24 protein-coding genes and 1 tRNA gene are annotated in these 24,868 nt (G+C 68.0%); 18 read left to right on the forward strand and 7 right to left on the reverse strand.

Annotated features, from left to right (window positions below; genetic code table 11):
* Positions 1 to 87 precede the first annotated feature (87 nt).
* Positions 88 to 1,365 carry a zinc ribbon domain-containing protein gene (locus OG485_RS23145; RefSeq protein WP_328670490.1) on the forward strand — a complete coding sequence of 426 codons (1,278 nt, stop codon included), beginning with the start codon at positions 88 to 90 and terminating at the stop codon, positions 1,363 to 1,365.
* A gap of 352 nt (positions 1,366 to 1,717) precedes the next feature.
* Here the strand turns inward: OG485_RS23145 and OG485_RS23150 are convergent, their stop codons facing one another.
* The 6 genes from OG485_RS23150 to OG485_RS23175 all read right to left on the reverse strand — a co-directional run bounded on the left by OG485_RS23150 (position 1,718) and on the right by OG485_RS23175 (position 13,159).
* Positions 1,718 to 2,131 (reverse strand): CPCC family cysteine-rich protein, encoded by a 414-nt coding sequence (locus OG485_RS23150; RefSeq protein ID WP_328670491.1) that lies wholly within the window; start codon positions 2,129 to 2,131, stop codon positions 1,718 to 1,720.
* A gap of 97 nt (positions 2,132 to 2,228) precedes the next feature.
* A complete protein-coding gene (gene fxsT, locus OG485_RS23155) occupies positions 2,229 to 5,336 on the reverse strand; it encodes an FxSxx-COOH system tetratricopeptide repeat protein (RefSeq protein ID WP_328670492.1) in 3,108 nt (1,035 codons plus the stop codon).
* Between the two features lie 273 nt (positions 5,337 to 5,609).
* On the reverse strand, positions 5,610 to 6,140 hold the full coding sequence (locus OG485_RS23160) for a hypothetical protein (RefSeq protein WP_328670493.1): 531 nt from the start codon (positions 6,138 to 6,140) through the stop codon (positions 5,610 to 5,612).
* A 170-nt stretch (positions 6,141 to 6,310) separates the two neighbouring features.
* Positions 6,311 to 10,675 carry a tetratricopeptide repeat protein gene (locus tag OG485_RS23165; protein WP_328670494.1) on the reverse strand — a complete coding sequence of 1,455 codons (4,365 nt, stop codon included), beginning with the start codon at positions 10,673 to 10,675 and terminating at the stop codon, positions 6,311 to 6,313.
* 613 nt (positions 10,676 to 11,288) lie between these two features.
* On the reverse strand, positions 11,289 to 12,086 hold the full coding sequence (locus tag OG485_RS23170; RefSeq protein ID WP_328670495.1) for a hypothetical protein: 798 nt from the start codon (positions 12,084 to 12,086) through the stop codon (positions 11,289 to 11,291).
* Positions 12,071 to 13,159: a DUF1152 domain-containing protein gene (locus OG485_RS23175; RefSeq protein WP_328670496.1), complete on the reverse strand. Its 1,089-nt coding sequence runs from the start codon at positions 13,157 to 13,159 to the stop codon at positions 12,071 to 12,073. Before OG485_RS23175 ends, OG485_RS23170 begins: the two co-directional genes overlap by 16 nt.
* Positions 13,160 to 13,238: 79 nt before the next feature.
* Between OG485_RS23175 and OG485_RS23180 the strand changes: the two genes are divergently transcribed.
* The 14 genes from OG485_RS23180 to OG485_RS23245 all read left to right on the forward strand — a co-directional run bounded on the left by OG485_RS23180 (position 13,239) and on the right by OG485_RS23245 (position 22,535).
* Positions 13,239 to 13,979 carry a GntR family transcriptional regulator gene (locus OG485_RS23180; RefSeq protein WP_328670497.1) on the forward strand — a complete coding sequence of 247 codons (741 nt, stop codon included), beginning with the start codon at positions 13,239 to 13,241 and terminating at the stop codon, positions 13,977 to 13,979.
* A 289-nt stretch (positions 13,980 to 14,268) separates the two neighbouring features.
* Positions 14,269 to 14,712, forward strand: coding sequence for an ATP-binding protein (locus OG485_RS23185; protein WP_328670498.1), 444 nt, complete (start codon positions 14,269 to 14,271; stop codon positions 14,710 to 14,712).
* 106 nt (positions 14,713 to 14,818) lie between these two features.
* Positions 14,819 to 15,547, forward strand: a complete 729-nt coding sequence (locus tag OG485_RS23190; RefSeq protein ID WP_328670499.1) for a GntR family transcriptional regulator — start codon at positions 14,819 to 14,821, stop codon at positions 15,545 to 15,547.
* 180 nt (positions 15,548 to 15,727) lie between these two features.
* Positions 15,728 to 16,099 (forward strand): VOC family protein, encoded by a 372-nt coding sequence (locus OG485_RS23195; protein WP_328670500.1) that lies wholly within the window; start codon positions 15,728 to 15,730, stop codon positions 16,097 to 16,099.
* Positions 16,100 to 16,299: 200 nt separating this feature from the next.
* Positions 16,300 to 16,650, forward strand: a complete 351-nt coding sequence (locus OG485_RS23200) for an SCO3933 family regulatory protein (RefSeq protein ID WP_328670501.1) — start codon at positions 16,300 to 16,302, stop codon at positions 16,648 to 16,650.
* A gap of 16 nt (positions 16,651 to 16,666) precedes the next feature.
* Positions 16,667 to 18,028 carry an FtsK/SpoIIIE domain-containing protein gene (locus OG485_RS23205; RefSeq protein ID WP_443048937.1) on the forward strand — a complete coding sequence of 454 codons (1,362 nt, stop codon included), beginning with the start codon at positions 16,667 to 16,669 and terminating at the stop codon, positions 18,026 to 18,028.
* A 78-nt stretch (positions 18,029 to 18,106) separates the two neighbouring features.
* A complete protein-coding gene (locus OG485_RS23210) occupies positions 18,107 to 18,787 on the forward strand; it encodes a DUF2637 domain-containing protein (protein ID WP_328670503.1) in 681 nt (226 codons plus the stop codon).
* A gap of 20 nt (positions 18,788 to 18,807) precedes the next feature.
* On the forward strand, positions 18,808 to 19,008 hold the full coding sequence (locus OG485_RS23215; RefSeq protein ID WP_328670504.1) for a hypothetical protein: 201 nt from the start codon (positions 18,808 to 18,810) through the stop codon (positions 19,006 to 19,008).
* Positions 19,008 to 19,199 carry a mobile element transfer protein gene (locus tag OG485_RS23220; RefSeq protein WP_328448209.1) on the forward strand — a complete coding sequence of 64 codons (192 nt, stop codon included), beginning with the start codon at positions 19,008 to 19,010 and terminating at the stop codon, positions 19,197 to 19,199. The genes OG485_RS23215 and OG485_RS23220 overlap by 1 nt, the downstream gene beginning before the upstream one ends.
* A gap of 10 nt (positions 19,200 to 19,209) precedes the next feature.
* Positions 19,210 to 19,404 carry a hypothetical protein gene (locus tag OG485_RS23225; RefSeq protein ID WP_328670505.1) on the forward strand — a complete coding sequence of 65 codons (195 nt, stop codon included), beginning with the start codon at positions 19,210 to 19,212 and terminating at the stop codon, positions 19,402 to 19,404.
* A gap of 73 nt (positions 19,405 to 19,477) precedes the next feature.
* On the forward strand, positions 19,478 to 19,714 hold the full coding sequence (locus OG485_RS23230) for a SpdD protein (protein WP_328670506.1): 237 nt from the start codon (positions 19,478 to 19,480) through the stop codon (positions 19,712 to 19,714).
* Between the two features lie 153 nt (positions 19,715 to 19,867).
* Positions 19,868 to 21,160 (forward strand): replication initiator, encoded by a 1,293-nt coding sequence (locus OG485_RS23235; protein WP_328670507.1) that lies wholly within the window; start codon positions 19,868 to 19,870, stop codon positions 21,158 to 21,160.
* Positions 21,157 to 21,369, forward strand: coding sequence for an excisionase family DNA-binding protein (locus OG485_RS23240; protein WP_328670508.1), 213 nt, complete (start codon positions 21,157 to 21,159; stop codon positions 21,367 to 21,369). The genes OG485_RS23235 and OG485_RS23240 overlap by 4 nt, the downstream gene beginning before the upstream one ends.
* Positions 21,369 to 22,535: a tyrosine-type recombinase/integrase gene (locus OG485_RS23245; RefSeq protein ID WP_328670509.1), complete on the forward strand. Its 1,167-nt coding sequence runs from the start codon at positions 21,369 to 21,371 to the stop codon at positions 22,533 to 22,535. Before OG485_RS23240 ends, OG485_RS23245 begins: the two co-directional genes overlap by 1 nt.
* An 89-nt stretch (positions 22,536 to 22,624) precedes the next feature.
* On the opposite strand, the gene OG485_RS23250 is transcribed toward OG485_RS23245, so the two are convergent.
* Positions 22,625 to 22,698: transfer RNA gene (locus OG485_RS23250), tRNA-Gly, on the reverse strand.
* A gap of 501 nt (positions 22,699 to 23,199) precedes the next feature.
* Here OG485_RS23250 and dcd point away from each other — a divergent pair.
* The 3 genes from dcd to OG485_RS23265 all read left to right on the forward strand — a co-directional run bounded on the left by dcd (position 23,200) and on the right by OG485_RS23265 (position 24,645).
* Positions 23,200 to 23,775: a dCTP deaminase gene (dcd, locus tag OG485_RS23255; RefSeq protein ID WP_326786575.1), complete on the forward strand. Its 576-nt coding sequence runs from the start codon at positions 23,200 to 23,202 to the stop codon at positions 23,773 to 23,775.
* A 10-nt stretch (positions 23,776 to 23,785) separates the two neighbouring features.
* Positions 23,786 to 24,295, forward strand: a complete 510-nt coding sequence (locus tag OG485_RS23260; protein ID WP_328670510.1) for a phosphoribosyltransferase — start codon at positions 23,786 to 23,788, stop codon at positions 24,293 to 24,295.
* 218 nt (positions 24,296 to 24,513) lie between these two features.
* Positions 24,514 to 24,645: a hypothetical protein gene (locus tag OG485_RS23265; RefSeq protein WP_328670511.1), complete on the forward strand. Its 132-nt coding sequence runs from the start codon at positions 24,514 to 24,516 to the stop codon at positions 24,643 to 24,645.
* The last annotated feature ends 223 nt before the right edge of the window (positions 24,646 to 24,868 follow it).

Below are 24,868 nucleotides of genomic sequence, written 5' to 3' on the forward strand. Positions count from 1 at the left end.
GGTACGCCCGCGGAGCCGTCGCCTTCGGGTACGCCCGCGGAGCCGCCGGTCACGCGTGTGCCCCGGCCCACGGCTTCGGAGCCGCCGGTGTCGAGCACACCCGCCGAACCCTCGGCCGCACCGGATGCCACCCGGCCCGAGCCGCCGGCCGCCACTCCGGCGCCCTCGTCACCCCCGGCCGAGGAGCCGGCGTCCGCCGCGCCCGCCCGCGGTTCGTCGCTGCGCACACGGCTGACGAGGCGCGGCCGCGGTGAGGCGCGACGGGCGAGCACGGCGCCGGCCGCGGGCTCACGCGACGGCGAGGGCTCCGGCGAGGGCTCCGGGACCGCCTCCGGCCGGCACGGGGGGACGGCAGGCTCCGCACCCCGGCCCGGCCCCGACGACACCGGTGCCGAGCCCTCCGCTCCCGCCCCCCGCCCGACCACCCGCGAGGCCTCCCCCACCGATGAGGCGGCCGCCTCCACGAGCGTGGCGCCCGCGGCCCCTGTCACCCACCCCGCTCCGGCCACTCCATCCGCTCCGGCGCCTCGGAACTCCCCGGCCCCCCGCCCCCCGGCCGCCCCCACCCCCGACACGCCGACTCCCGCGCCCATCCAGCCCGTACGCCCCGCGAAACCGGTGGCCCCCCGCCCGGTCGTACGCCCCGCAGAGGTCCCCGACGAGGTGGCAGGCGCCCCCTGCCCCTCCTGCGGCACCCCCAACCCGCCCGGCCGCCGGTTCTGCCGGCGTTGCGCGACCGCGCTGAACCCCGCCGCGAAGCCCGAACCGCTGCCGTGGTGGCGGACCGTGTGGCCGTTCCGCCGTCGGGTGCGGGCGGGTTCGGGCAGGGCGGTGCGGCTCCTGGTGATCCTGGCCGTGGTGGTGGCGCTGTGCGCCGGCGCTCTCCTGCTGCTCCCGGCCGGACGTGCCCTGTTCGAGGACACCCGGGACAAACTGGGCAAGCCCAAGCCCGTGACCCCGGTGGGCATCAGGGCGAGCGCCGAGGTCCGCGGGCACCCGGCGAAGAACACCACGGACGGACTGAGCAACAGCTACTGGGGCGCGCCCGCGCCCGGCGCCTCGGTGACCTACACCTTCGGCAAGCCGTTCCGGATGGTCGACCTCCTCATCACCAACGGCCCGTCCAAGAACCCCGAGGACTACCACAGCCAGGCACGCGCACTCCGAGTGGACCTGGAGGTGACGACGTCGGACGGCGAGAGGCAGAACAAGCAGCTCACCCTCAGCGACAGGCCGGGCGACCAGACGATCCCCACCGGGATCAGCGACGTGAAGACGGTACGCCTGACCCTGCGCTCGCCCGTCGGCCTGACGTCGGGCCGCCGACTGGCGCTCGCGGAGGTGGAGTTCTTCCAGCGAAGCTGACGCGACGCCGGACGGCACCGGCTCCGTCACCGGGCTGCTGCCGAACACTCGATGGGCCGCGCCATGGGTCTGTTCATGGGATATGTGCCCCGGCCGGCGGATCCCGGAAGACCGCCTCGGGGTCCAGCTGCCCCTGCGCGACAGCGAAAAGGCCCGGGTCGATGACCCGGGCCTCTGTCATGGAGCGGGTGACGAGAAGCTGATGCCATTCCCGGCTGGTTCGGGCGCTGACCTGTGCGAACGGCCGTGTGACTGCCCCTTCAGGCCGGCCCTCGTTCCCCGTGCTTCCCCGCTGTTCCCCGCCTGATCTGGTGCGCTTGTTGTGCGGAGATGAATGTTGTGCGGTCGGTTCTCAGGGGCGCGTGTGGATGGTCCCCGTGCCGTACGGCGTGCCGCCGTCGGGGTGCTCGTGGGGCAGTGGGGCACGTACGAAGCGGGTACAGCGCTCGTCGCATGCACCGATCTCCTGGTAATTCCGGCGGGCCTCTCGAAGGCTCAAGCCTCGGTTCGGGCCGCCTCGCACCTCGCTCGCGTCGTGTTCGTCCTGGCCGTCGTCCTCCCAAAAGCAGACACGGCAGATCTCGTATGCTCCGCGTTCGGCGAGGGTGATGAAGCCGCAGCAGGGACACCGATACGGTCCGGCTGCGGCTCCGCCCTGAACATTGATGAAGGCCACGGTTCCATCTTTGTCCACCAGTACTGGCAACGGCCCTCGACTTTTCAGTGGTGGGTTGATCGGCAGGGACTGCCAGCTGGTTACCGACATAGCAGAAGGGCGTCGTGGCTGGTGAAGCAGCGGATGAGCCAGCGACCTCTTCGTCCCGAACTCTCGGCGGGTAGGTCACTGACGGTTCTCGGGCTGCTCAGTCAGCCGTGGACGGCTTTTGAGGTACAGCCTCGGCTACTGAGGTTGCTGTACTTCCGTGCTGTACGGCTTCGGCTTTCTGACGGGCGCCAGCGAGGTTGTTGCGGGAGGTCAGGGTGTTGGGGTGGTCGTTGCCCAGCACCCGGACGCGGTCGGTGAGGGTCTGCTCGAACAGAGGGATGGCCCGTTCCAGGTCCCCCGCCGTCTGGTAGGCGCCAGCGAGGTTGTTGCGGGAGGTCAGGGTGTTGGGGTGGTCGTTGCCCAGCACCCGGACGCGGTCGGTGAGGGTCTGCTCGAACAGAGGGATGGCCCGTTCCAGGTCCCCCGCCGTCTGGTAGGCGCCAGCGAGGTTGCTGCGGGAGGTCAGGGTGTTGGGGTGGTCGTTGCCCAGCACCCGGACGCGGTCGGTGAGGGTCTGCTCGAACAGAGGGATGGCCCGTTCCAGGTCCCCCGCCGCCTGGTAGGCACCGGCAAGGTTGCTGCGGGAGGCCAGGGTGTCGGGGTGGTCGTCGCCCAGCACTCGCTGGCTGTCGGTGAGGGCCTGCTCGAACAGGGGGATGGCCCGTTCCAGGTCCCCGACCGCCTGGTAGGCACCGGCAAGGTTGCTGCGGGAGGCCAGGGTGTCGGGGTGGTCGTTGCCCAGCACCCGGACGCGGTCGGTGAGGGTCTGCTCGAACAGGGGGATGGCCCGTTCCAGGTCCCCGGCCGTCTGGTAGGCGCTGGCGAGGTTGTTGCGGGAGGTCAGGGTGTTGGGGTGGTCGTTGCCTAGCAGTCGGACGCGGTCGGTGAGGGTCTGTTTGTGCAGGGGGATGGCCCGTTCCAGGTCCCCGGCCGTCTGGTAGGCGCTGGCGAGGTTGTTGCGGGAGGTCAGGGTGTTGGGGTGGTCGTTGCCTAGCAGTCGGACGCGGTCGGTGAGGGTCTGCTCGAACAGGGGGATGGCCCGTTCCAGGTCCCCGGCCGCCTGGTAGGCGCTGGCGAGGTTGCTGTGGGAGACCAGCGTGTCGGAGTGGTCGTTGCCTAGCAGTCGGACGCGGTCGGTGAGGGTCTGCTCGAACAGAGGGATGGCCCGTTCCAGGTCCCCGGCCGCCTGGTAGGCGCCAGCGAGGTTGTTGCGGGAGACCAGGGTGTTGGGGTGGTCGTCGCCCAGCACCCGCTGGCTGTCGGTGAGGGCCTGCTCGAACAGGGGGATGGCCCGTTCCAGGTCCCCGACCGACTCGCAGGCGGCAGCGAGGTTGTTGCGGGAGGTCAGGGTGTCGGGGTGGTCGTCGCCCAGTTGGGTTGTCTGCGCATCGGTGAGGCGTTGGTAGTGGTGTGAGGCGCTGGCGGGTTGTCCGCTTTCGTAGTCGTAACGGGCCACGCTGTCGAGCAGGGCGAGGCTTTCGCTGGTGTCGAGTTCTTCGACGAGGGCGCGGGCGTGGGGCATGACGTCGGCCAGGTCGAGGCGGCCGGGTGTGTAGACGGCCTGCATGAGGTGTGTGGTGGCCGTGAGAGCCGCTTGGCGCAGGGCGGGTTTGAGGCGTGTTGTTTCGGGGTGGAGGGTGAGGGTGCGGCTGACCAGGGCGTGCATGAACCAGCTCGGGGGCTCGGTGCCTGTCTGGCGGATGAGGGAGCGCCGCTGGGCGGCGGACAGGGCTCGTCGGTCCGCGCGCCGGGTGCTCTGCTCGTTCTGGTGGCTCAAAGCGATGCTGATGCTGGTGAGGAGGCGTTCGGGCAGCGGGGCAGGGGCGAGGAGGGCAGCGATGCGCAGCAGGGTCAGGGCGTGGTCGTCGAGGTGGTGCAGGCTGCGGGCGAAGGTGGCGGCGATGTCGTTGGTGTGGTCGGTGGGCACCTGCATGTACAGGTCTTTGACCAGTTCCTGGAAGGCGTCGCCGTGCTGGGTGTCGGCGAGCTGGTCGAGGAGTTCGGTGTAGGTCAGGCCTGGCTGGTCGGCGAGGCAGCCGTGGGCCAGGTCGACGGCCAGGGCGTGACTGCCCAGTTGCTGCACCAGCGTCCGAGCAGCAGTCTCCTCGGCCGGATTGTTCGGTTTGCGGGCGGTGGTGAGCAGGCGGTAGGCCTCGTCCGGATGCAGTACATCCACGTCGACGACGGGTAAGTGGTAGCCGCGCCAGCGTGTGGTCATGACCGTGCGGCCCAGCGGATGCGGCGCCGCCAGCTCCCGCACCACCCTCGGTGAGAGTTCGCCGGGGACGTCGTCGACGATCCACAGACACGGCTCGTTGATGGTCTCGATGTGCCGGCGGGCGGCCTCCCGCACCTGCACCGGCCCAAGCGCGGCACTGTCCAGCGCCAGGGCTGCCGCGACCTGTTGGTAGTGCTGCGCCAGCACATCCGCCTGCCCGGCATCTGAGGCTGGTGCGTCCGGGGTGTGGCTGGCGGCCGAGGTGAACCAGTAGATCCCGCCGGGGTAGAAGGCGGCGAACCGGCGGGCGTACTGCTCGACCAGCAGCGTCTTGCCCACCCCGCCCAACCCCATGACCACGGCCTGGCCGGCCGACGCCCCGTCCTGCGTCGCCAGGTACTCGAACGCGTGCAGCGCCTGATGCAACCGCCAGAACTCGTCCACCCGGCCGACGAACCGCTCCGACCCCAGATGCTCCAACGGCCGCCACACCGGCCGCTTCGACGCGATCGCATCCCCCAGACACCCCGGAGACGCTGCGACACGTGCAACGATCCGCTCGACCAGCCGCGTCACAGACTCCGGTTCGGTGGAAACGCCGTACCGGGCGTCCCGCAACTGCACCGGCTGGATGTGATCCACAACAGGCTCAGGGTTGATGACCAGGATGCGCTCACTGGCCCGCCCCAGCGCGACAGCTGCACGAAACACGGTCAGCAGCTCCCACTGACAAGCCGGACGAGTGGGATAGGCGGCCGAGTAATAGGCCACGAACAGCCGCGCCCCCGCCAGCGCCGAGCGGATCTCGTCGGTGATGCCCTCGAACTCATCGATCCCCGACTCGTCCAGAAAGACACCCACACCTGCTGCCCTGAGCGCTCCCACCAGTGGCAGAACGGCCGCACGATCCGCTCTGGGATAGCTGAAGAACACCTGATCCATATCGCCCTGTGCCTGTTCATGGGCGGTGCCGACTGTCGGATGCATGAAGACCCCCGTACCTGCCGCACACCATCCGATACCGGTCACACTGCGGCACAACGAGGGTAGCCAGTCCGAACCCGCAACGTCCCGACAACGCAAGACCCGACCTCGCTCCTCCACGGCGATCGCGAGGACCGGCCCCGGCCGGCTGTGTTCGGTCGACCGGTCAACTGCGGTTGTGGTGTTGCCGCGGACCGTAGCTGTGGGGCATGTCCTTCGTGGCGAGGCGGTGTAGCGGGCTCGTTGAAGTAGCGAGAGCGCCGATGCGGCGATGGACTAACTGTCGGTGGGGACGGCTTGCAAGAGGTTGGGCACGCCGCAGGCGCTGGCGAGGAGGTCCGCGTAGGCGGTGAGGATGCCGCGAGTGTCGGTCAGGGCTGCGCGCAGCTCCTCGGTACGGGGCCAGAGTTGCTCGTGGTCGCGGCGTGAACGGTCGGCGGGACGCTGGTTCTCCCAGTCCTCCAGCATCGGGTGCCAGCGGGCCAGCAGAGGCCGGATACCGAAGTTGAGCATGGCCACGGCCAGAAAGCCGAAGTTGTACTGCCCGTTGCGCTTCGGCTCCGCCACGTCCGGGCCATGCTGGCGCAGGACATCACGGGTCGTAGCAAACAGGGAGTACAGGCTGGTGAGCGCTTCCCGCAGGAGGCCTTCATCGGCGCGCAGGGGCACCACGGAGATCCGGGTGACCAGTTCTACGTAGACTTCCCAGGCTGCGCGGCGTTCTGCGTCGTTGGGTTCCCACGTGCCGGAGATCTCCAGCACGTGCAGGTTCAGTTTCACATCCACGCTCTTGGGCGCGCGCACCATGACCGTTCCCCTCGGCTGCTGACGGAAGTGGTGTGTCCTCGGCTCACGTTACTGGGGTGGATCACAGGGCGGTGTGTGGCAGGCCGCAGGGTGTTGCGGCGGCATAGTCGATACCGGGTGGGTGAGTCCGAAGGATTCGTGGAGCGTCCACGGGGATGCCACGCTGTGGTCTATGCCGAATCCGGGTCCGTGCCGGTGGGCTCGTCTGGGCTGGCTGGCTCCTCAGGTGGCACCGACTCGTCCCGGGGTTGCGTGGCATCCATGATGGATGCTGCTGTCTCGTCCGACAGCAGTTCGCCGAGGACGGATCGGAAGGTGTCGTCGCCGAGGAGAGCCCGCTGTCGGCTGAGCCAGTAAAGACTCGCATTGGGCGGTCTTCCAACCTCCAGTTGAAGCGCCAGCGCCTGCAGCGTGTACGTCACAGCTTCGGCGGGGCGTTCCCGATCGGTATAGAGCACGCCGAGCTGGTGGTAGCTGGTAGCGACGCCGGCCCTGTCGCCGAGCTCCTCGGCGATGGTGAGGGAGGCGCGGTAGCGCTCCTCGGCCTGCTGGTAGTCCCCCCGCAGCTCCGCGATCCTACCGAGCTGGTGGTAGCTGCCGGCGATGCCTGCGCGGTTGCCGAGCTCCTCTTCGATGGTGAGGGAGGCGCGGTAGCGTTCCTCGGCCTGCTGGTAGTCCCCCCGCAGTTGCGCGATGATGCCGAGCTGGTGGTAGCTGCTGGCGATGCCGACGCGGTCGCCGAGCTCCTCCTTGATGGTGAGGGAGGCGCGGCAGCGCTCCTCGGCCTGCTGGTAGTCCCCCCGCAGCTCCGCGATGATGCCGAGCTGGTGGTAGCTGGTAGCGATGCCGGCGCGGTTGCCGAGCTCCTCCTTGATGGTGAGGGAGGCGCGGTAGCGTTCCTCGGCCTGCTGGTAGTCCCCCCGCAGCTCCGCGATGATGCCGAGCTGGTGGTAGCTGGTAGCGATGCCGGCGCGGTCGCCGAGCTCCTCGGCGATGGTGAGGGAGGCGCGGTAGCGTTCCTCGGCCTGCTCGTAGTCCCCCCGCAGCTCCGCGATCATGCCGAACTGGTGGTAGCTGCTGGCGATGCCTGCGCGGTTGCCGAGCTCCTCTTCGATGGTGAGGGAGGCGCGGTAGCGTTCCTCGGCCTGCTGGTAGTCCCCCCGCAGCTGCGCGATGATGCCGAGTTGATGGATGTGGGCGGCTGCAGAGCGGGAGCGGGCTGGGAGCCAGGTGAGGGTTTCTTCGACTAGGCGTTGTTCCCAGTCCCAGGCTCCCCAGGTGTGCAGCTGCGAGCACACGCGCTGGGTGACGGTGTCGGCCTGGTCGAGGTCGCCTGTCTGGTGGTGGTGATGGCGTGCCTCGATGAGCTGGGTGATGTCGATGGTGGGCGGCTGAGGATAGACATTGACGCGCCACTGCCAGTAGGCAGCGGCCCGACGGTGAGCTGCGTTGAGAGTGTCGGGGTGGGTGCGTTTACGAAGGGCGTCGGCGGTCCAGTGATGCACAGTCAAGCCGGTGGGCGGGCTGCCCGGCTCGTCCTGGGGAGCCGGGGCTGGGGAGACGAGCCCGAGATCCAGCAGCCGCTTCAACGCCCTTGTGCCTTGGGCGTCCAGGACGGTCGGAGACCGTCGGTGTTCCTTCCAGAGGGCTGCGAGTTCGGTGATGGTCTCGGGCGGCAGACCATAGCCTCCGTCGGGACCTGCTCCGGCAGCACGGGCCGCATCGATCTGGGCGTTGATTGTGTGGAGGCGCTGGTCGAGGGCGGGATCGGGCTCGGGCTCGGGGGGTGCGGTGAGATCCGACAGCTGCCAGGCGACCCCGGCGCCATCGACCGGGGTGCGATAGACGGCCATACCGTCCAGCAGCCGCCGCGCACCCGGCACGCTGTTGAGCTGATCGAGCAGGGTGTCAAGAAGGATGTCGTCGACGGCTAGGGTGACGGTCTCGGCCAGCGCCGTGTCCAGATCCCCGGCGGCGTCGGCCATCCAGCGCTCGGGATCGAGGACACCCCGGTCCTCCAGCGCGGCTTCCAAACGCTCGGCAATATCGGGGAATCGCGCCTGACCACCGCGCAGCAGGGCATCGAGGTACTCCAATGCCCGCGGATGGCCTCCGACATCGGCATACGCGCGCTGCTGGTCGGCGGGGGTGAGGGCGTCCAGGCCGGGCAGGCGCCAGATGAGTTTGCGGGTCTCGGCCAGCGATAGCGGTCCCAGGTGGTGGGTAGTGAGCCGCCGGTGCAGGCGTTGGGGCAGGTGGAAGGGGTGGCGGCTGGTGATCAGCAGCCGGGTCCGCGGACTGGCCGCCACCCATGCGGCCAGCAGCTCCGCGAGTTCCGTATCGGCGAGCTCCCATTCCTGACTGATCGGTGTGGGGGTGAGGAGATCTTCTGCGTTGTCCACGATCATCAGGGCCGCAAGGCGCGGCAGGACGATCTGCCGGACCAGCTCCCACCGCTCCCGCCACGGAATGCTGGCGTCCGCCAAGGCCCTGACGACCTGGCGCAGGGCGTCTGTCTCCGGCAGACCCGCAGCCGTGCAGTGGCTGGTCAGGCTCAGCCGCAAAGTTTCCAGGACGGCGTCGACGGTGAGAGCGGTGGTGGCCGCGACCGGCAGGACCAAACGCTCCTGCGTGCCGTAGTGGTGCAGGAGTTCGGCTGCCAGCGTGGATTTGCCGACCCCGCCGATCCCGTGCACCAGCACCCCGGCCCGCTGGGGATCATGCAGGGTGGCCAGCAGTCGGCGCAGTTCGGCGCGGCGGCCGACGAACTCGCCGACCTTGCGCACCACCATGCCCTGCTCCAGGACAGTCTCCTGCGTGTCCGGAAGCTGCTCGGTGTCGTGTGTGCGGTCGAACAGGGGCAGTGGGGGGCCGGCCAGGAACAGCGCCGGGGTCGCCCATTCCGGCAATCCTGCGCGTGGATCATTGTCCGTCAGCTGACAGCGCTTCTTTTCCAGGGTGCGGCGGGTCTGGGAGAGCGCGGTCAGCGGGTTGGGGTGCTCGGCCCGCGCCAGTGACCGGTACATCTCTGCTGCCAGTTCGGTGGCGTAGTGGTCGGTGACGGCTTCGGTCATCGCCAGCACCGCTGGCACCCCGTGTTCCAGCAGTGCGCGCGCCAGACCCGCCCGGATCCTGCCCTCCGCATCAACATCAGCGGTGTCGTGGCCTGTTGTGGCCTCGTCCGGCTTCCCCTCGTCCTCACCCAAGTGCTGCTGCGGTGATGCCTTCTCGTCGCGGGGTGCGGGGGTGCGGGCGGTGGAGCAGCCGGCCAGCACCACCAAAGGAACCCCCCGACCGGCGGGCAGGGCCTCCATGAACGCTTGGGCATCGACCTTGTCGGCCTTGCCCTGCTCGTCCTCGAGCAGCAAGGTTCCGGGTCCGGCGTGGCAGGACAGGTGCAAGATATGAAAGCGCTCCTGTTCCAGGGCCGCATGGATCTCGGCCAGGCTGCCCCAGTTCAGCACCCGCACATACGCACCCTGACCCGAGCGTGCCAGGTCGACCGCGTCCAAGATCCGGCCCAGTTCTCGCTCATAGTCGAGGAGTTCGCCTCCGCCGGATTCGGGGCTGGCCACCACCGCCAGAATCCGCAACGGGCCCGGCACCGCCACCGCCACCGGCGGGCTGTCCCGCCGCACCGTGCGGTACAGCTCCACCTGCCTCGACAGCACCAGCGGACCCGTCACCCCGGGAACCGTCAGGGTCTCCCACGGCAGATCCACCCACTCCGGATCATCCACCGCCAGCCCGATCCGTAGGGATGTATTCCGCCCCACGGCCAGGTTTTCCTGACCCGCCAGTTCACGTGCCGCCTCACCGTGGACGAACTGCCTTCCCAGCGCCTCGCCGACAGCGGCCAATGCTCCCGCCGGCCCTGCCGCGGTGGTTTCCTCCTCGCCATTCGGTGACTTGCGCTGAATGATCCCGCCCGTCACCGCCGACCGGGCCCGGTCCAGCTCCCACAGCCTCTGCTCAAGGTCCCGGTCCACTCCCCGGGGCGCACAGGACACTTCACCCCCCGCCGTGGAGAACACCACCGACTCCTGGTCGATCCGTAACTCCGCCGGCGTGGTCCCCTCCGGCCAGTAGGCCGTGGGCGGCGCCACCAGCGGCCCGCCCCTTTCCGGACGCTGCCCCGACGGCAGCCCCCGCACCGCCCGCTCCAACCGCTCCACTAGCCCCACGTACTGCTGTGGGGATGCCACATGGCGGAAGTCGATGTACAGACGTGAGGCGACGAACGGCGGCAGCGCCACCTCACCCAGCAGGACCGGGATGAGGCGCTGTCCTCGCTCCACCGCGGCCGTCACGGCGGCCGCGAACTCCGCACCGCACCACCCGGACGCCACCCAGTGCTCGCTGACGACGACCACCACAGCACCGGCCTTGACCAGGCCGTCCTGCAAACGTGACGCCAGGAGATCGCCCCCAGCCACCTCCCACTGATCCAGGAACACCTCAAGACCCAGCCGGTGCAGGTTCTCCGCCAAGGACGTCGCCCACGACCTGTCGTCATGCGCGTAGGAGACAAACACGTCAAACTGCCCGGCACCCGTCACACCGCACCCCCGAACAGAACACTCCCGCCAACCACAAGCCCCCCGCGACTGGCCTACATACCGGCCACACGCTAGGCCCCCTCACGGCGCCGCACGCCATAAAGCAGCGATTGCCTCATACCCGCAAACGCCCGGCGATAAGATCCGCAACCTCACGCATCTGTTGCCTGAACCGGACGTAACGACCTCCAGGCGATCTCACCCAAGGTCGGCGCAGCGGCTTTGGGGTGGCGCTGCTTTGGCGCGAGTGATCATGGCCCCGTAAGCTTCCGGCGCGTCGGGCAGTCTGTGGACCTGCCCGGTAAGGCACGACGTTGGGGCCATGATCTTCGAGGCTCGCGCCAAAGTGGCTCCGTAAAGCCGCTGCGCCGACCACCCCAGCCACGACGCACCCCCTTCTCTGGCATCAGGCAGCTGACTGCTGAACGCGCGGCATGGGCGCTGGCCGGGCTGGAGCGGGGCGGAGACAGGAGCGCAGGCCCGGCCGGGGGCCGTGCCGCGCGCGGTGAGCGGAGCGAGCCGCCTTGAACCAGTAGAGAAGGTTGTTACTCAAGAGCTGGCAGATCCTGATGATCATGGACCGGTCGTGTCAGAACGGTGGATCTTCGGCCCATCCTTCGGCGTCGCTCGCGGCTGAACGCCATGGGGTGCAGTCCGGTGATAGGTCCGTGTCGCAGAACAGGAAAGGATTCCGCTGGCCTTCAAGCCCTGCGGAGCTTTCGCCCCATGCGTCGAGGGCATCGATGGCTCGCTCACAGTGCTGCCAGAGCTCGCTGGTTCCGAGTACCTGGTGGACCAGGGGCACCAGCGCCGCTCGGTGGTGCAGCAACCGAACGTCGTCGAGGAGCGGGATGCATGCTGCGATAGCCCCTTCGCGCACGGCACGGTCACTATCGTCGACGTAGGGGAGAACAGCCGAGAGCAGCAGCGGTCGTATCTCACGCACGGCTACGGCCGGCGGGTAGTCGTCGAGAGGGAACCCGAGCCGTTGGCCTACCTCATCAACCGCGTCGGTTACCGAGTCGGCGACCGATCCGAGCCAAGCCAGCAGATCGGCGCGTATGCATCCGGGGAAGGATCGATGGGTCTTGTCGACCGAAAGCGTTGTTCGAGGATCGGGCAGGATCGCGGCCACGTACTGGGCTGTGGGTACCGTCGCCTCATAGATCGTGCCCTGGTGATGCAGGATGCCGTACAGGCTGTCCAGCGCCTTGGTTCTCACACCCTGATCTGTATCCAGTAGCGCGGTCAGGATCTCGGGTGCATCTATGGCAGGCCCGTAAGCATGGTGGAGCGCGGCCCAGTTGGTTTGGGTGAGTGTTGATCGGGAATCGAGCAGGTCGGCGGCAGCCGGAAGTCTGTGATCATCTCTCACGCGATGCGCCACAGTGGGGCTTCGTACTGCTCCGGACGGCTGCTGAGCAGTAGAGCTCTGAGGTCCTGGCGCTGCTTGCCGTTGAGACCGAGGGCTTCGGTGATCCTGCGGAACGTCGTGTGCGTGATGCCGCGGTCGCGGGCCTTGGCCTCGAACTGGCCGAGTTGGCGGAGTGTGGTTTCCGGGTCGACTTTCTGTTCCGGCTGGCTGCCGAGCCAACTGGCCTTGTTGCGCTCGTAGTCGATCTCCGAGTATCCGCAGATCTCGCGGCTGTGCTGTTCCGCTTCGGTAAGGGTCTCGGTTGCGAGGATGGCGCGTGCGAGCTCGTTGCGGTTGAGGGCGTCGTCCAGGTCGGCTTCGTGGACGGTGGGGCTTTCGTCGCTGAGCGGGACCGGCAGGCCGGCGTCTCTGACTTCGCAGAGGCCGCGTACTCCGCGGGCTGTGGCTGCCAGCATCGCTGTTGCCTCGGACGGGTGCCACTCCAGGACCGAGCTGATCGGTTCGACGTGCCCGGCCGTGAGCGTCAGGGCTGTCCGGCCCATGCGGTCGGCTAGCAGCTCGGCCGGGAGTTCTCCGTCCAAGCCAGGGCCAGCGATCAAGAGCCGCACAGGCGCGTTGACTTGGCAGCATGCGGCCAGCGTGAGGGCGTCGCCGAGTGGGCTGCGGAGGGTGGGTTCGTCGCCCTTGGCGAGGATGTCGCCGCCCACGTCCAGGAGGTCGATGGACTCGGGGGCCAGGTGCTCGATGAGTTCTTCGAGTTGGCGGGTGATTCCCTCGGCGCCGTGCGTGGGGTCGATCAGGGCGAAGGTGTGGGGGAGTTCGGCTGCCAGGCGAGGGAGCGTTGAGCCTGCCGGGGCGATGGGCTTGGCGTCGGCCGGGACGGCCCAGACGCTTCGCGTGAGGGGGCGAAGGCCCGTGAAGTTCTCCGGCGCTCGTGGTCCTGGCACTGGATCGATCAGGAGGCGGTCCCACGCGTACGTGAGGATCACCGCCGGACTGTTGCCGCCTCCGTAGAGGGCTGCGTCGAGCATTGAGGCGGCGACTGCGTCGCCCCCTCCTCCTGCTGCCACGATCAAGCGGGTCACCCTCGCAGCGTACGGGTTCCCCTGCTGGCCACTCACCCTATAGTGGCTACTGGTCATAGCCACTTAGGGAGGGGCTCCGATGCCGCAGATCGAAGAGACCCAGCCCAAGTACCTCCAGATCGCACACCACATCCGCGATCAGATCTTGCGAGGCGACTTGAGGCCTGGCGACGAGGTTCCTTCGGAACGTCAACTGGCTGCCGACTGGAGCGTTTCACGCCCGACGGCGGCTCGGTCGCTGGAGGCTCTGAGTCACCAAGGTCTGGTGGAGAAGCGCCAGGGTTCGGGCACTTACGTGCGGGGCCTCGCGGTGAATCGGCGTGCTCGGGAGCTCTATGGTCGCGCCAAGCAGACCGGCAAGATCTATACGCCGGGCGAGTACGCGGTCATCACGTCCGCTGGCTGGCTGGAGGCACCCGACTATGTGGCCGATGCGCTGAGTCTGGTGGCCGGAGTCCGAGCTGTTCATCGTCGCCGTGTGACCAAGAATGAGTCCGGTCCCATCACGATCTCGACTTCGTGGTTCGGTGCCGATGTGGGCGAGCGGGCCCCCAAGCTCCTTGATCCTGAACGGATTCAGGAGGGGACGCTCATGTACGTCGAGAGCGCCACGGGTCGCCAGGGAAGCTATGCCGAGGACCGGATGTGCGCCCGACTGGCGACCGTGGACGAGGCCGCTGACCTTGAACTTGAGCCCGGGTCGGCTGTCCTGATCGTCCATCACGTGGTGTATGACATGCGGGATCGACCTCTTGAGTTCGCCGAAGCCACGTACCCGCCTGGGTGTTGGGCGTTCGAGCAGGGCTACCCGATCAACTAGAAAGTCGGTTTTCTCTCTGAGAACCGCTTGTGGCTTCGAGTGGCTAATGCCACTATCCAGTAAGTGGCTAAGGCCACTTGACCGGAAGGGGCACGGACGTGAGCCAGGAGTGCGGGGAGTTACGGCACGTCTCGCGGGAAGCGGTCTGCCGTGGATGCCGGGGGCGAGGGTGGAAGCACGTCGGCTCCCGCTCGGCCCTGGCGCTCTCCGCCACTGACGCTCGCGTCCGTGCTACGTCCAAGCGGCGCTGTCTCGACTGTGACGGCACCGGTAGGGAGTAGTGGCGCTCATGGCGGATGCGCGTGAAGAGTCCGAAGCCGCGGTTGCCGGATCATCGCCGATCGGGGGCATGACCCTCTATCCCGTGCCCGAGTCAGTAGCCCGGGCGAGGCGCTGGTTCCGGAAGTTCACCGCCCCGTACAACCTGGCTTGCCCGATCGATGACTGTGTCCTGATGCTCTCTGAGCTGGTGACGAACGCGATCCTCTATGGGGAGGCCGAAGAGCCCTGGCGGGTCCGCGTTGAGTGGTCGCGACTGGGAGAGTCCCTGCGGGTCGACGTCCACAACCCCGGCTTCCCGGCGGACGTGCGGCTGCGCAGCCCCAGGGCCAATGACGCGCACGGCAGGGGGCTTTGCCTGGTCAACGCGCTGGCGGATTCGTGGGCGGCCGGCCCCAGCCGCTTCGGTGGAACCGTCGTGTGGTTCCAGATCGACGAAGCCTGGAAGCTGTGAGTCGATCCGAACCTGCGGCGTCGGCGCGTCCGCGGGTGTTCAGTACCCACTCACGTGAGTAGGCTGGTTGACAGGTTGACTTGGCGGATTCTCACTAGGCGGGGCTATGGCGTACGAGGTGGCTGCACCCAAGTATGTGCGGCTGGCGCAGACGCTCCAGGGGCGTATCGAGGACGGCACGTACCCGCCAGGGAGCCGGGTCCCGAGCGAAAATCAGCTGGTCCAAGCCTTCGGGATGTCCCGGCCCACCGTCGTCCGCGCGCTAGAGCTGCTGAAACGGGATGGCTGGCTGGAGTCCCGGCAAGGATTCGGCACCATCGTTCGCGGACGGCCGGAAGCTGTCGAGCAAAAAGACCGACGGGGTCGTGAAGCGCTGGAGCGCGACGAATCCTCGGTTCAAGGTCGCCTTGTCCAGGTCGAGCAGGTTCCCGTGCCGCCGAGGGTCGCCTCCCTCCTCGGCGTGCCCAAGAGGGCGAGGGTCCTCGTTCGGCGGCTGCTGGTGGAGCAGGATGGCGAGCCGGTTGAGCTCTCTTCGTCCTACTTCCCAGCCGGCTTGGTCGATGGGACCGAACTGTCTGTCTCGTCGCCACTGCGAGAAGGGCAGCGCGCGCACCTGGAAGCGCGCAAGAAGGTGCGCTTCGATCACGTAACCGAACGCGTCTCGGCCCGACTGCCCAGCCAGGAAGAGGCTGACCTCTTGGCGATGCCTCAAGGGGAGCCGGTGCTCAGCGTGTTGGTTGTCGCGTGCGATGTTGCCGGGCAAGTCTTGCAGGTCACGGATGTTCTTCTGCCTGCCGATCGGCAGGAACTTGAAGACACGTATCGGCTTGGCTAGTTCGGGTCAGGCGCAAGGAGCCAGGCTGTTGTCCTGTCCTGGGTGACCGTGGCAGGGGCGAGGTTCCGACCTGCGGTGTCTACGGTTTGGGGCAGGGTGACTGGTCGGCATCCCGCTCAACCTGAGGCAGCCGTCTCTAGGATCTTCATTGAGGAAGTCCACCGGTTGGTCGGAGGTGCCATGCCCCTGCAGATGAAGTTGAGTGCGATAAATCTCGACTGCCCTGATCCGTTGGCTCTGGCGGAGTTCTATCAGCAGGCCACCGGTCTCGAACTCCACCCGAGGTCGGACGTTGACTTTGCGGGTCTCAATCGTGAGGACGGGCTCTTGATCGGTTTCCAACGGGTCGACGGCTACCGGGCTCCGAGCTGGCCCGACCAAACCGTTCCCCAGCAGCTTCACATTTGCTTCAAGGTCGAGGAGGACTTGGAGGAGGTCGAGGCCCGGCTGCTGGAACTGGGGGCGGGCAAGCCGGATCACCAGCCTCATGAACCCAAGGCGCGGATTCTCACCGATCCGGCCGGCCATCCCTTCTGCATCGTCAGAGGCTGATCAGGGGCGCACAGGGCTTTGATCTGCCTGGCTGTGGCGCGATGGCCGTGCTGAGCCCTGTGGGCAGTTGCTGGCCCTGCATCGGAAGCAACTTGTCGGCCAGCCAAGTCACTTGACAAGTCAACCTGGCTTCCTTAACTTCGAACTTGCTAAGTCAACCTGTCAGGTCGTCTGGCGGGTGTCTACGAAGGAGAAGTTCTGTGCGTGCAATCCGAGTTGAGACCTCGTCCGCGACGATCCTGCTGACTGAGGCGCCTGAGCCCAAGGTCAAGGACCGGCAGACGGGCGAGATCGCCAAGGACGCGGTCAGTGGCGAGGCGCTGATGAAGGTCGGCGTCGTCTATATCGACGAGGGGGAGTCGTCGCTTATCGCGGTGACCGTCCCGGAGAGCGGGATCACGGGCGGCCTGGCCGTCGGAGCTCCGGTCTCCCTTCCCGGCCTCGTCGCTCGTCCCTGGGAGAGCGTTTTTAGTGGGCAGGCCCGCCACGGAATCGCCTACCGGGCGGCTGCCGTGGTTCCGGGGGCCTTCCCCGTCGGACAGGAGAACTGATCTCGTGTCCGAGCTCATGATCCTGGCCGAACTGGGTGGACCCCTCGCCTTATTAGTCGGGGCGGTCTACGCCCGGAAGGCGCATCCGTCGGTCTACTGGGTCACGGTCGGGCTGCCTGCGTCGGTGGCCCGGCTGGTCGGCTCGTACAGCTCCACCATGGATGCGTGCGGGCTGACGGTCCAGCCGTCCCGGTTGCGAGTGCTGGCCTTACGGGCTACCACTCGCCGTGAAGTCCGACCGGTGCCCCCGCGCCGGGGGCTGATCCGTCCCACCTCCACGGGGCTGCGGGTCCGACTTCGGCTCGCCCCCGGCCAGGAGCCAGCGGACGTGGCTGCCTCATGTGAGCGGCTGCGGCACGCCTGGGGTGTTCATGCGGTTCACATTCGAGAGATCAAGCCGGGCGTGGTCGAGCTGAGGTTGGTCGGGTTCGACGTGCTGCGCAAGGTGAAGATGCCTCGCAGCGCGGGGCACGACCTCCTCGCCGTGCCCGTGGCTCTGCGGGAGGACGCGACCGTGTTTGTCCGCGACTACCGGGCAGTTCCTCATGAACTCGTCCTCGGCGCCACCCTGTCGGGGAAGTCGATGTTCCTCCGCAATCTGCTGACAGGGCTGGCCGCTCAACCGGTCGCCCTGGTCGGCATCGACTGCAAGCGAGGGGTCGAGCTGGCGCCCTTCGCTCCGCGACTGTCGGCGTTGGCCACCGACTCCGATGAAGCCGCCGAGCTGCTGCCCGTCCTCGTCCAGGAAATGGAGGACCGCTACGACCTGATCAAGGCACGCCAGGGCATCGCGCCCGGCACGCCCGACGAGGAGATCACCTCTGACGTGTGGGGCCTGCCGGACGACGAACGGCCGCCGCCCATCGTGCTGTTCGTCGACGAGGTGGCCGAACTCTTCCTCGTGGCAAGCCGCAAGGACGAGGAACGACGCGACGAGATGGTGACCCAGCTGATCCGACTCGCCCAGCTCGGGCGGGCCGCGGGTATCTACCTGGAGATTTGCGGCCAGCGCTTCGGCGCCGAGCTGGGCAAGGGCGCGACCATGCTCCGCGCTCAACTCACCGGACGCGTCTGCCACCGCGTCAACGACGAGGCCTCGGCCAAGATGGCCCTTGGCGACATCGCCCCCGAAGCGGTCGGCGTCGCTGCCACCATTCCCGCTGAACGTCCGGGCCTGGCTGTGTCCGGCGATACGTCCGGCGGCTGGGGACGCATGCGCACTCCGTACCTGTCCCTCGGCGAGGCTGCGGCGATCTGCCGCGATACTGCCGAGTTCGCCCCCGACGTACCGGCCCTGAAGCCGTTCCGGCCGCATGTCCCGGCTGTGCCCGCGGACACCCCGATCAGTGTGACCAAGCCGCGCCCGGCGACCGGCTGATCCACCAACCCACCGGTCGGCGCGACCGCCTCGCGCCAAGTCCTTACCCCCGCCATCCCCGAACCCGAACGAGAGGACGTGATCAGCGTGGCCGAGCGCTCCGCACCGCGTGCCCTTCCGGTCCGCGTGGACGCCGTACTCGTTCAAGCGGTGATCGCTGCCGCGCTGTCCTTTGCACACCTTCATGATCTGGCCGTCGCGGCGGGACAAGACGGCTGGAAGGCGTGGGCCTACCCGATCAGCGTCGATCTGCTGTTGGTGGCGGCCTGGAGGCGGCTGCGGACGGGGGAGTCCAAAGCGGCCGGGTGGTGCTGGTTCCTGGTCGCGCTCACCGCCAGTCTCGGCGCCAACGTCGCGACGGCCGGGCTCCTCGACCTCCACCACGTTCCTGCCTCGCTCCGCATCGTCGTGGCCGGTTGGCCGGCGGTCGCCTTTCTCGGCGGCACGCTGCTCGCGCACGGACCTGCCGATCCGGCCCCGGGCCCGCGTGAACAGCACGACGAGCCGACGAACGAAGCGGCGCAACAGGGATCACTCCCTGCGTCCGAGCCTGCGTCCCGGCCCGCTGCCCCTGCTTCGCGTCCCGCGCTTGCCGTTCCACCGACAGGTCGGCTCCCGACCGCGCTCGTCGACCACGCCCGAAAGGTGGCTGCCGAGCACCACACCCGGACGGGCGCGCCCATCGACACCGACACCCTGCGAGCCCGCCTCGGTGTCCCGGCCCAGCTCGCCGAAGCCATCGCCGCTCAACTCACCTGAACCCGGGAGAACTTCCGCCCATGCGTCCGTCCACGATCCGTGCGCTCAACCGCGCCGCCGAGCTGACCCGCCAGAACCGACTTACCGAAGCAATGCTCATCGCCGAACCCGTGATCCTCGTCGCCGACGACATCGAGGGCGAGGAGATCCGGCGGTGGTTGCGCGACCACGTCGCCGACTTCACCGGCGAGAACCACCAGAACTCGAAGGAGCTGCCTTGATGCCCGCCAACCCCCGCTTCCGCCGCGTCGTCCGCATCGGCCCCGTCCAGGTCGCCACCTACTACGACGGCCGCGGCCGGGAGAAGCACACCGCCGCCTGCACGGCTCCGCGCTGTGGCTTCTCGACCGACTACGACAGCCGCGCCGCCGCCGAGCTGGCGGCCCGCACCCACCGCTGCTCGGCCCGCTGAGGAGATCACCGTGACCGTCAGCCTGCCTCTCGTCTTCGTCCTCGGCGTCATCGCCTGGGCCGCGATCAAGTTCCTCGGTGTCCGCATGTGGGTGGCCGTTGTGATCGCACTGTTCGGCTTCCTGCTCTCTCAGACCTTCCTCGCCCCGGCCATCGACTCCGGCACCCGCTCCGGTGTCGACATCGTCGACGGCACCCATCGCTGAAAGGAGAAACACCATGCTGCTCCGCCCGAAGATGCCCGACGCGGCTCCGCTACCGATCGCACATACATCGGTCATGCCAGCCGAGCACCACCACGCCCCGGCCACCTGCTCCTGCGCTCACGCCCCGATGGCGTCCGCAAGTCGCCCGGTCGCGCCGTTTGTCAGCCGCGGGGCGGGTGCTGTTGCGGCGGTCCTCGTCGTGGGCGTCGTGCTGACCGCGCTCCTGGCCACGGTCGCCATCACGGCCGTCTCCGTCTCCATCGCGGCCCTGGTGCTGCGCTCCCTGCTCAACAGCGCCCACAAGCGCTGACCAGCCTGCCGGGGCGGCCTCGATACCGCCAAGCATCCCGCCGCCCCGGCAGGCGCGGACCTCCCGACCGAAACCGAAAGGACAGTTCCCATTACTACCGGACGCGTTCCGCCCCCGGTCAAAGAACTGGGCGCGCTCGTCTCCCTGGGCGGCATGCCCACCCTCGTCAAACAGCTCCGAGGCATCGGTGGTTGTACACAGCCTGTGCGCCTGGACGGCCATCGCGTCGAGCACGCGGTCGACACCCGAACCGGCGAGATAGGCCGGGTTCTCCACCGCCTCGACTCGGCCTCGCTCCCGGCAGGCAATCTCCTGGTGCGCTGCAACAACCGGCGGGCGACCCGCTGCCCGGCCTGCGCGGAGACCTACCGCCGGGACACCTTCCACCTGATCACCGCCGGACTGCGAGGCGGCAAGGGCACTCCCGCAACCGTCACCCGCCATCCGAAGGTGTTCGCCACCTTCACCGCCCCCGGCTTCGGGCCCGTCCACAATCGGCCCACAGACCGACGCGGCACCGTCCGAGCCTGCCGCTGTGGACTCCTCCATGAGACCGACGCCGAACTGCTCGGTACGCCCCTGGACCCAGCGACGTACGACTACGAAGGTGCCGTCCTCTGGAACGCGCACGCTGGCATGCTCTGGCGACGCTTCTCCATCTACCTCCGCCGAGAGATAGCCAAGCGGGCCGGCCTCACTCAGCGGGCATTCGCGGACTTCGCCCGGGTCTCCTTCGCCAAGGTCGCCGAGTTCCAGAAGCGCGGTGCGGTTCACTTCCATGCGGTCATCCGTATCGACGGGCCGGACGGCGGCAGCAGTGAGCCCCCGAGCTGGGCCACGACAGAGCTCCTGGCGGACGCGATCACCTCTGCAACTGCCAAGACAAGGGTCCTCGGCCCCGTCGTCGACGGCCGTGCGCACACATTCACCTTCGGCGAGCAGCTCGACGTGCGCCCCATCCGATCGGCCGACTTCGACGGGACGTCCGAACTCACGGAACGGGCCGTGGCGTCGTACATCGCCAAGTACGCCACCAAAGGCGCCGAGGCCACGACGGGCGCCCTCGATCGACCGCTGAAGTTCCTCGCCGAGCTGGCCCTCCTCGATCTCAGTGATCACGCGCGGCGCATGGTGCGTACTGCGTGGAGGCTGGGCGCACTCAAGGAGCTAGGACACCTCCGCCTTCGCGCCTGGGCCCACATGCTCGGCTTCCGCGGCCACTTCTCCACGAAGACGCGTCGCTACTCGACGACCCTCGGCGCGCTGCGGAACGCCCGCGCTGAATGGCGCCGAGCGCAGGCTTCGACAGATGCCGTCGGTGAGGCGGAGACGACCCTCGTTCTCTCCCACTGGGTGTTCGCCGGTACGGGCTTATCCGCTGCCGAAGCCTGGTTGGCCGCGACCCTCGCCCCCGCTCCCGGAACGGAAGGAGAGCCGACCCCATGACCGAGCAGCATCTGTCCGTCGACCAGGTCGCCGAGCTGCTCGGTACCTCGGTTCGCTTCCCCCGGCGGCTGATCGAGGAGCGGCGCATCAGGTACGTGAAGGTCGGTCGACACGTCCGCATACCCGCGAGCGCGGTCGACGAGTTCCTTGCCGCGCGCACCGTGGAGCCGATCCGGCTCGGCCGCGTCGGCCTGCGGAGGGCTGCCTGATGGCCAACAAGAAGGGAAGGCGTCGCCGCTTCGGTGCGGTGCGGCAGTACCGGTCGGGGAGTTGGACAGCGTCCTACCTGGCGCCCGATGGCGAACGTGTCCGGGCGGACGAGACCTTCGCGACCAAGAAGGACGCGGAGATCTGGCTGTCCCAGGTCGAGGCGGACCTCAGCCGCGGTGACTGGCGTGCCCCGGACGCCGGAGCAGTCAACTTCCGCACCTACGCTGAGAAATGGGTCGAGGAGCGGGAGCTGGCCGTACGCACCGAGGATCTGTACAAGCACCTCCTACGGCTCCACATCCTTCCGACCTTCGGCGCCCTCGACCTCGACGAGATCACCGCTCCGCGTGTCCGCGAGTGGCGTGCCGAACGGCTCCGCACCACCCAGGCAAGGACCACCGTGGCCAAGTCGTACCGGCTCCTCAAAGGCATCTTCGAGACGGCCGTCGATGACGATCTGGTCGGCCGCAACCCGTGCCGGATCAAGGGCGCGGGCAAGGAGTCCGCGGCGGAACGTCGTATCGCCACAGTCGGCCAGGTCGACGCTCTCGCCAATGCGATCGGCATCCGCTGGCGCCTCATGGTCTACCTCGGTGCGTACGGCCCGATGCGGCCCGAGGAGCTGGCGGGCCTGCGCCGCCGGGACGTCGACCTGGACGACATGGTGATCCGGGTCCGTGTGGCCGAGCCCGAGCGGACCAACGGCCGACGCGCTCCCGGTGAGACCAAGTCCGATGCCGGTGTCCGCGCCGTCGTCCTTCCGGCGTTCCTGCACAAGGAGGTGAGGCAGCACCTCGCCTGGTACGCCGAGAAGGAACCGGACGGCTTGGTTTTCGTGGGGGAGAAAGGAGCGCCCTTCCGCCGTACCTCGTTCGGTCGGAAATGGAGTCGGGCCCGCTCGGTCGCGGGGCTCCCGGAAGGCTTCCGGTTCTACGACCTTCGTCACACCGGACACACGCTCTCGACTCGTTCGGGAGCCACCCTCAAGGACACGATGGTGCGCGCCGGCCAGTCCTCCGAGAGGGCGGCGCTGATCTATCAACACTCGGACGCCGAGCGGCAACGGGACGTGGCGGCCGGACTCGACGACATGGTGCGCGCCGAGCGTGCGAAGCACCGCGACGACGACCCGGCGCGCCACAAGGAGGAGCCCACCGGCAGCTAGCCGGTCCTTATGGTGCGGATGTGGTGCGCGCACTGCTCATTGGTTTGGGCAACAAAGAACCCCCGGGTCATCGACCTGGGGGTTTCACATGGAGCGGGTGACGAGAATCGAACTCGCACTCTCAGCTTGGGAAGCTGATGTTCTACCACTAAACTACACCCGCGTAAGACGCCGGTTTTGACCGGTGCCGAATGCTCGCTCACTGTACCTCATGCCTGGCCCCCGGCGTCGGAGCCGCGGGGCCCGTTCGCGTTTCGGAGGGTGGACGCGGCTGCGGGGGACCGGAGTTGGGGCGTACGGTGGGGCCGTTGAAGTGGGTCCCGGCGGGGTCGGAGTGCCGTCTGGAGGGCCATCCCTTTCATCCCGTAATGTGGATTTCGTTGTCAGGGCATCAGCCTGACGCGGCTCTTGGGGAAGGGACTCTGGGACTTGATGGAGCGCACCGTCGTCCGTTGTGCCGAGGGGCACGTGTTCAGCACCGCTTCGTTCCCGATGCAGCAGGCCGAGCGGCTCGGCCCCGGCCGGCTGCTCCGGTGTCCACGGTGTGCCCGGCTCCGCAGTGTGGTGCCGGTGGCCTTGGAGAAGACAGTGTCGGAGCGTTAGTACGGGCGCGCGGGGCCGTCACGATTGTGGTGGCTCCGCCCGCCTTGCGTATCCTCAGGACGTGCTTCTCTCAGACAAGGACATCCGGGCCGAGATCGACGCCGGGCGGGTCCGGATCGATCCCTACGACGAATCCATGGTGCAGCCGTCGAGCATCGACGTGCGGCTCGACCGCTACTTCCGGGTGTTCGAGAACCACCGCTACCCCCACATCGACCCCTCGGTCGAGCAGGCGGATCTCACGCGGCTCGTCGAGCCCGAGGGCGACGAGCCGTTCATCCTCCACCCCGGCGAGTTCGTCCTCGCCAGTACGTACGAGGTCATCTCGCTGCCCGACGACCTCGCGTCACGGCTTGAGGGCAAGAGCTCGCTGGGACGGTTGGGCCTGGTCACCCACTCCACCGCCGGGTTCATCGACCCCGGGTTCTCCGGGCACGTCACCCTGGAGCTGTCCAACCTCGCGACCCTGCCGATCAAGCTGTGGCCGGGGATGAAGATCGGGCAGCTGTGCATGTTCCGGCTCAGCTCGCCGGCCGAGTTCGCGTACGGCAGCGACCGGTACGGCTCCCGTTACCAGGGCCAGCGCGGGCCGACGGCCTCGCGGTCCTTCCTGAACTTCCACCGCACCCAGGTCTGAGGCGGTAGCCATGTCTTCCGTGCGCGAGAACCTCACCTACGAAGGGTTCGGCGTCGCCGTACGCGAACTCGCCCAGACCATCGCCGACGACGGGTACGAGCCGGACATCGTGCTCTCCATCGCCCGGGGCGGCGTCTTCGTCGCGGGCGGGCTCGCCTACGCCCTCGACTGCAAGAACATCCACCTGGTGAACGTCGAGTTCTACACCGGGGTGGGGACGACGCTGGAGATGCCGGTCATGCTGGCCCCCGTCCCCAACGCGATCGACTTCTCCGACAAGAAGGTCCTGATCACCGACGACGTCGCCGACACGGGCAAGACACTCAAGCTCGTGCACGACTTCTGCGTCGGCGAGGTCGCCGAGGTCCGCAGCGCCGTGATCTACGAGAAGACCCAGTCGCTCGTGAAGTGCGAGTACGTCTGGAAGCGGACGAACGAGTGGATCAACTTCCCGTGGAGTGTTTTGCCTCCAGTACATAGGTCGGGAGGAGCGGCCAAGCCGAACAGAGAGGCCTTGTAGGCCGCCTCTGTCAAGGCGCTTCGCGGAAGTGCCCCTGAAGTGCGCGAAATACCCACTGAACGTCACAAGTGTCGGTCGGGCACCGTGGATCAAGCCTCGGAGTGTCAGCATTGACCGATATGCTTCTGCCGACCACTTCCGGTCCATCCCGAGCTTCGGACCTAAGAGCCGAAGACCCCTCTAGCCGGGGGTTAGCACGACCGGACTGGAAGTGTGACATGGCAGATCTGCGAAAGCCGGAAGAGCCGGACCGTGATCCTGGACGGGGCCCCAACAAGGCCGAGATCTTGATCGCGATCCTCACGGCAATCTCGGCGCTCGCAGGCTGTGTGGAGCAGCTCGCGCGGTAGTGCTGCGCAGCGAAGCGGTGCCGGAAGACAGGGCCCAACCGAAACGGGCCCGACCGTCTGTTACTCGGCCGGACCCGCTTCGATAACTCCACGCACGAGCCCGGTCCTGGTCTAGCCACCAGGGCCGGGCCTCCGTGCCGGAGGGCTTTGAGTCTGGGGTTGTCTGGCCAACCTCATTTTGTAAAACGTGCTTGGCCAACCCAGTTGCTTGGCCACTATATCT

It is taken from the genome of Streptomyces sp. NBC_00328 (assembly GCF_036139655.1).
Classification (GTDB): domain Bacteria; phylum Actinomycetota; class Actinomycetes; order Streptomycetales; family Streptomycetaceae; genus Streptomyces.

What these genes read in the sequence shown, in the direction of transcription:
- OG485_RS23150 (WP_328670491.1), bottom strand. Translation starts at nt 2,131, where the DNA reads ATGTCGGTAACCAGCTGGCAGTCCCTGCCGATCAACCCACCACTGAAA.
- fxsT (WP_328670492.1), bottom strand. Translation starts at nt 5,336, where the DNA reads ATGCATCCGACAGTCGGCACCGCCCATGAACAGGCACAGGGCGATATG.
- OG485_RS23160 (WP_328670493.1), bottom strand. Translation starts at nt 6,140, where the DNA reads ATGGTGCGCGCGCCCAAGAGCGTGGATGTGAAACTGAACCTGCACGTG.
- OG485_RS23180 (WP_328670497.1), top strand. Translation starts at nt 13,239, where the DNA reads ATGCCGCAGATCGAAGAGACCCAGCCCAAGTACCTCCAGATCGCACAC.
- OG485_RS23185 (WP_328670498.1), top strand. Translation starts at nt 14,269, where the DNA reads ATGGCGGATGCGCGTGAAGAGTCCGAAGCCGCGGTTGCCGGATCATCG.
- OG485_RS23190 (WP_328670499.1), top strand. Translation starts at nt 14,819, where the DNA reads ATGGCGTACGAGGTGGCTGCACCCAAGTATGTGCGGCTGGCGCAGACG.
- OG485_RS23195 (WP_328670500.1), top strand. Translation starts at nt 15,728, where the DNA reads ATGCCCCTGCAGATGAAGTTGAGTGCGATAAATCTCGACTGCCCTGAT.
- OG485_RS23205 (WP_443048937.1), top strand. Translation starts at nt 16,667, where the DNA reads ATGATCCTGGCCGAACTGGGTGGACCCCTCGCCTTATTAGTCGGGGCG.
- OG485_RS23215 (WP_328670504.1), top strand. Translation starts at nt 18,808, where the DNA reads ATGCGTCCGTCCACGATCCGTGCGCTCAACCGCGCCGCCGAGCTGACC.
- OG485_RS23220 (WP_328448209.1), top strand. Translation starts at nt 19,008, where the DNA reads ATGCCCGCCAACCCCCGCTTCCGCCGCGTCGTCCGCATCGGCCCCGTC.
- OG485_RS23230 (WP_328670506.1), top strand. Translation starts at nt 19,478, where the DNA reads ATGCCAGCCGAGCACCACCACGCCCCGGCCACCTGCTCCTGCGCTCAC.
- OG485_RS23235 (WP_328670507.1), top strand. Translation starts at nt 19,868, where the DNA reads ATGCCCACCCTCGTCAAACAGCTCCGAGGCATCGGTGGTTGTACACAG.
- OG485_RS23240 (WP_328670508.1), top strand. Translation starts at nt 21,157, where the DNA reads ATGACCGAGCAGCATCTGTCCGTCGACCAGGTCGCCGAGCTGCTCGGT.
- OG485_RS23245 (WP_328670509.1), top strand. Translation starts at nt 21,369, where the DNA reads ATGGCCAACAAGAAGGGAAGGCGTCGCCGCTTCGGTGCGGTGCGGCAG.
- OG485_RS23260 (WP_328670510.1), top strand. Translation starts at nt 23,786, where the DNA reads ATGTCTTCCGTGCGCGAGAACCTCACCTACGAAGGGTTCGGCGTCGCC.
- OG485_RS23265 (WP_328670511.1), top strand. Translation starts at nt 24,514, where the DNA reads ATGGCAGATCTGCGAAAGCCGGAAGAGCCGGACCGTGATCCTGGACGG.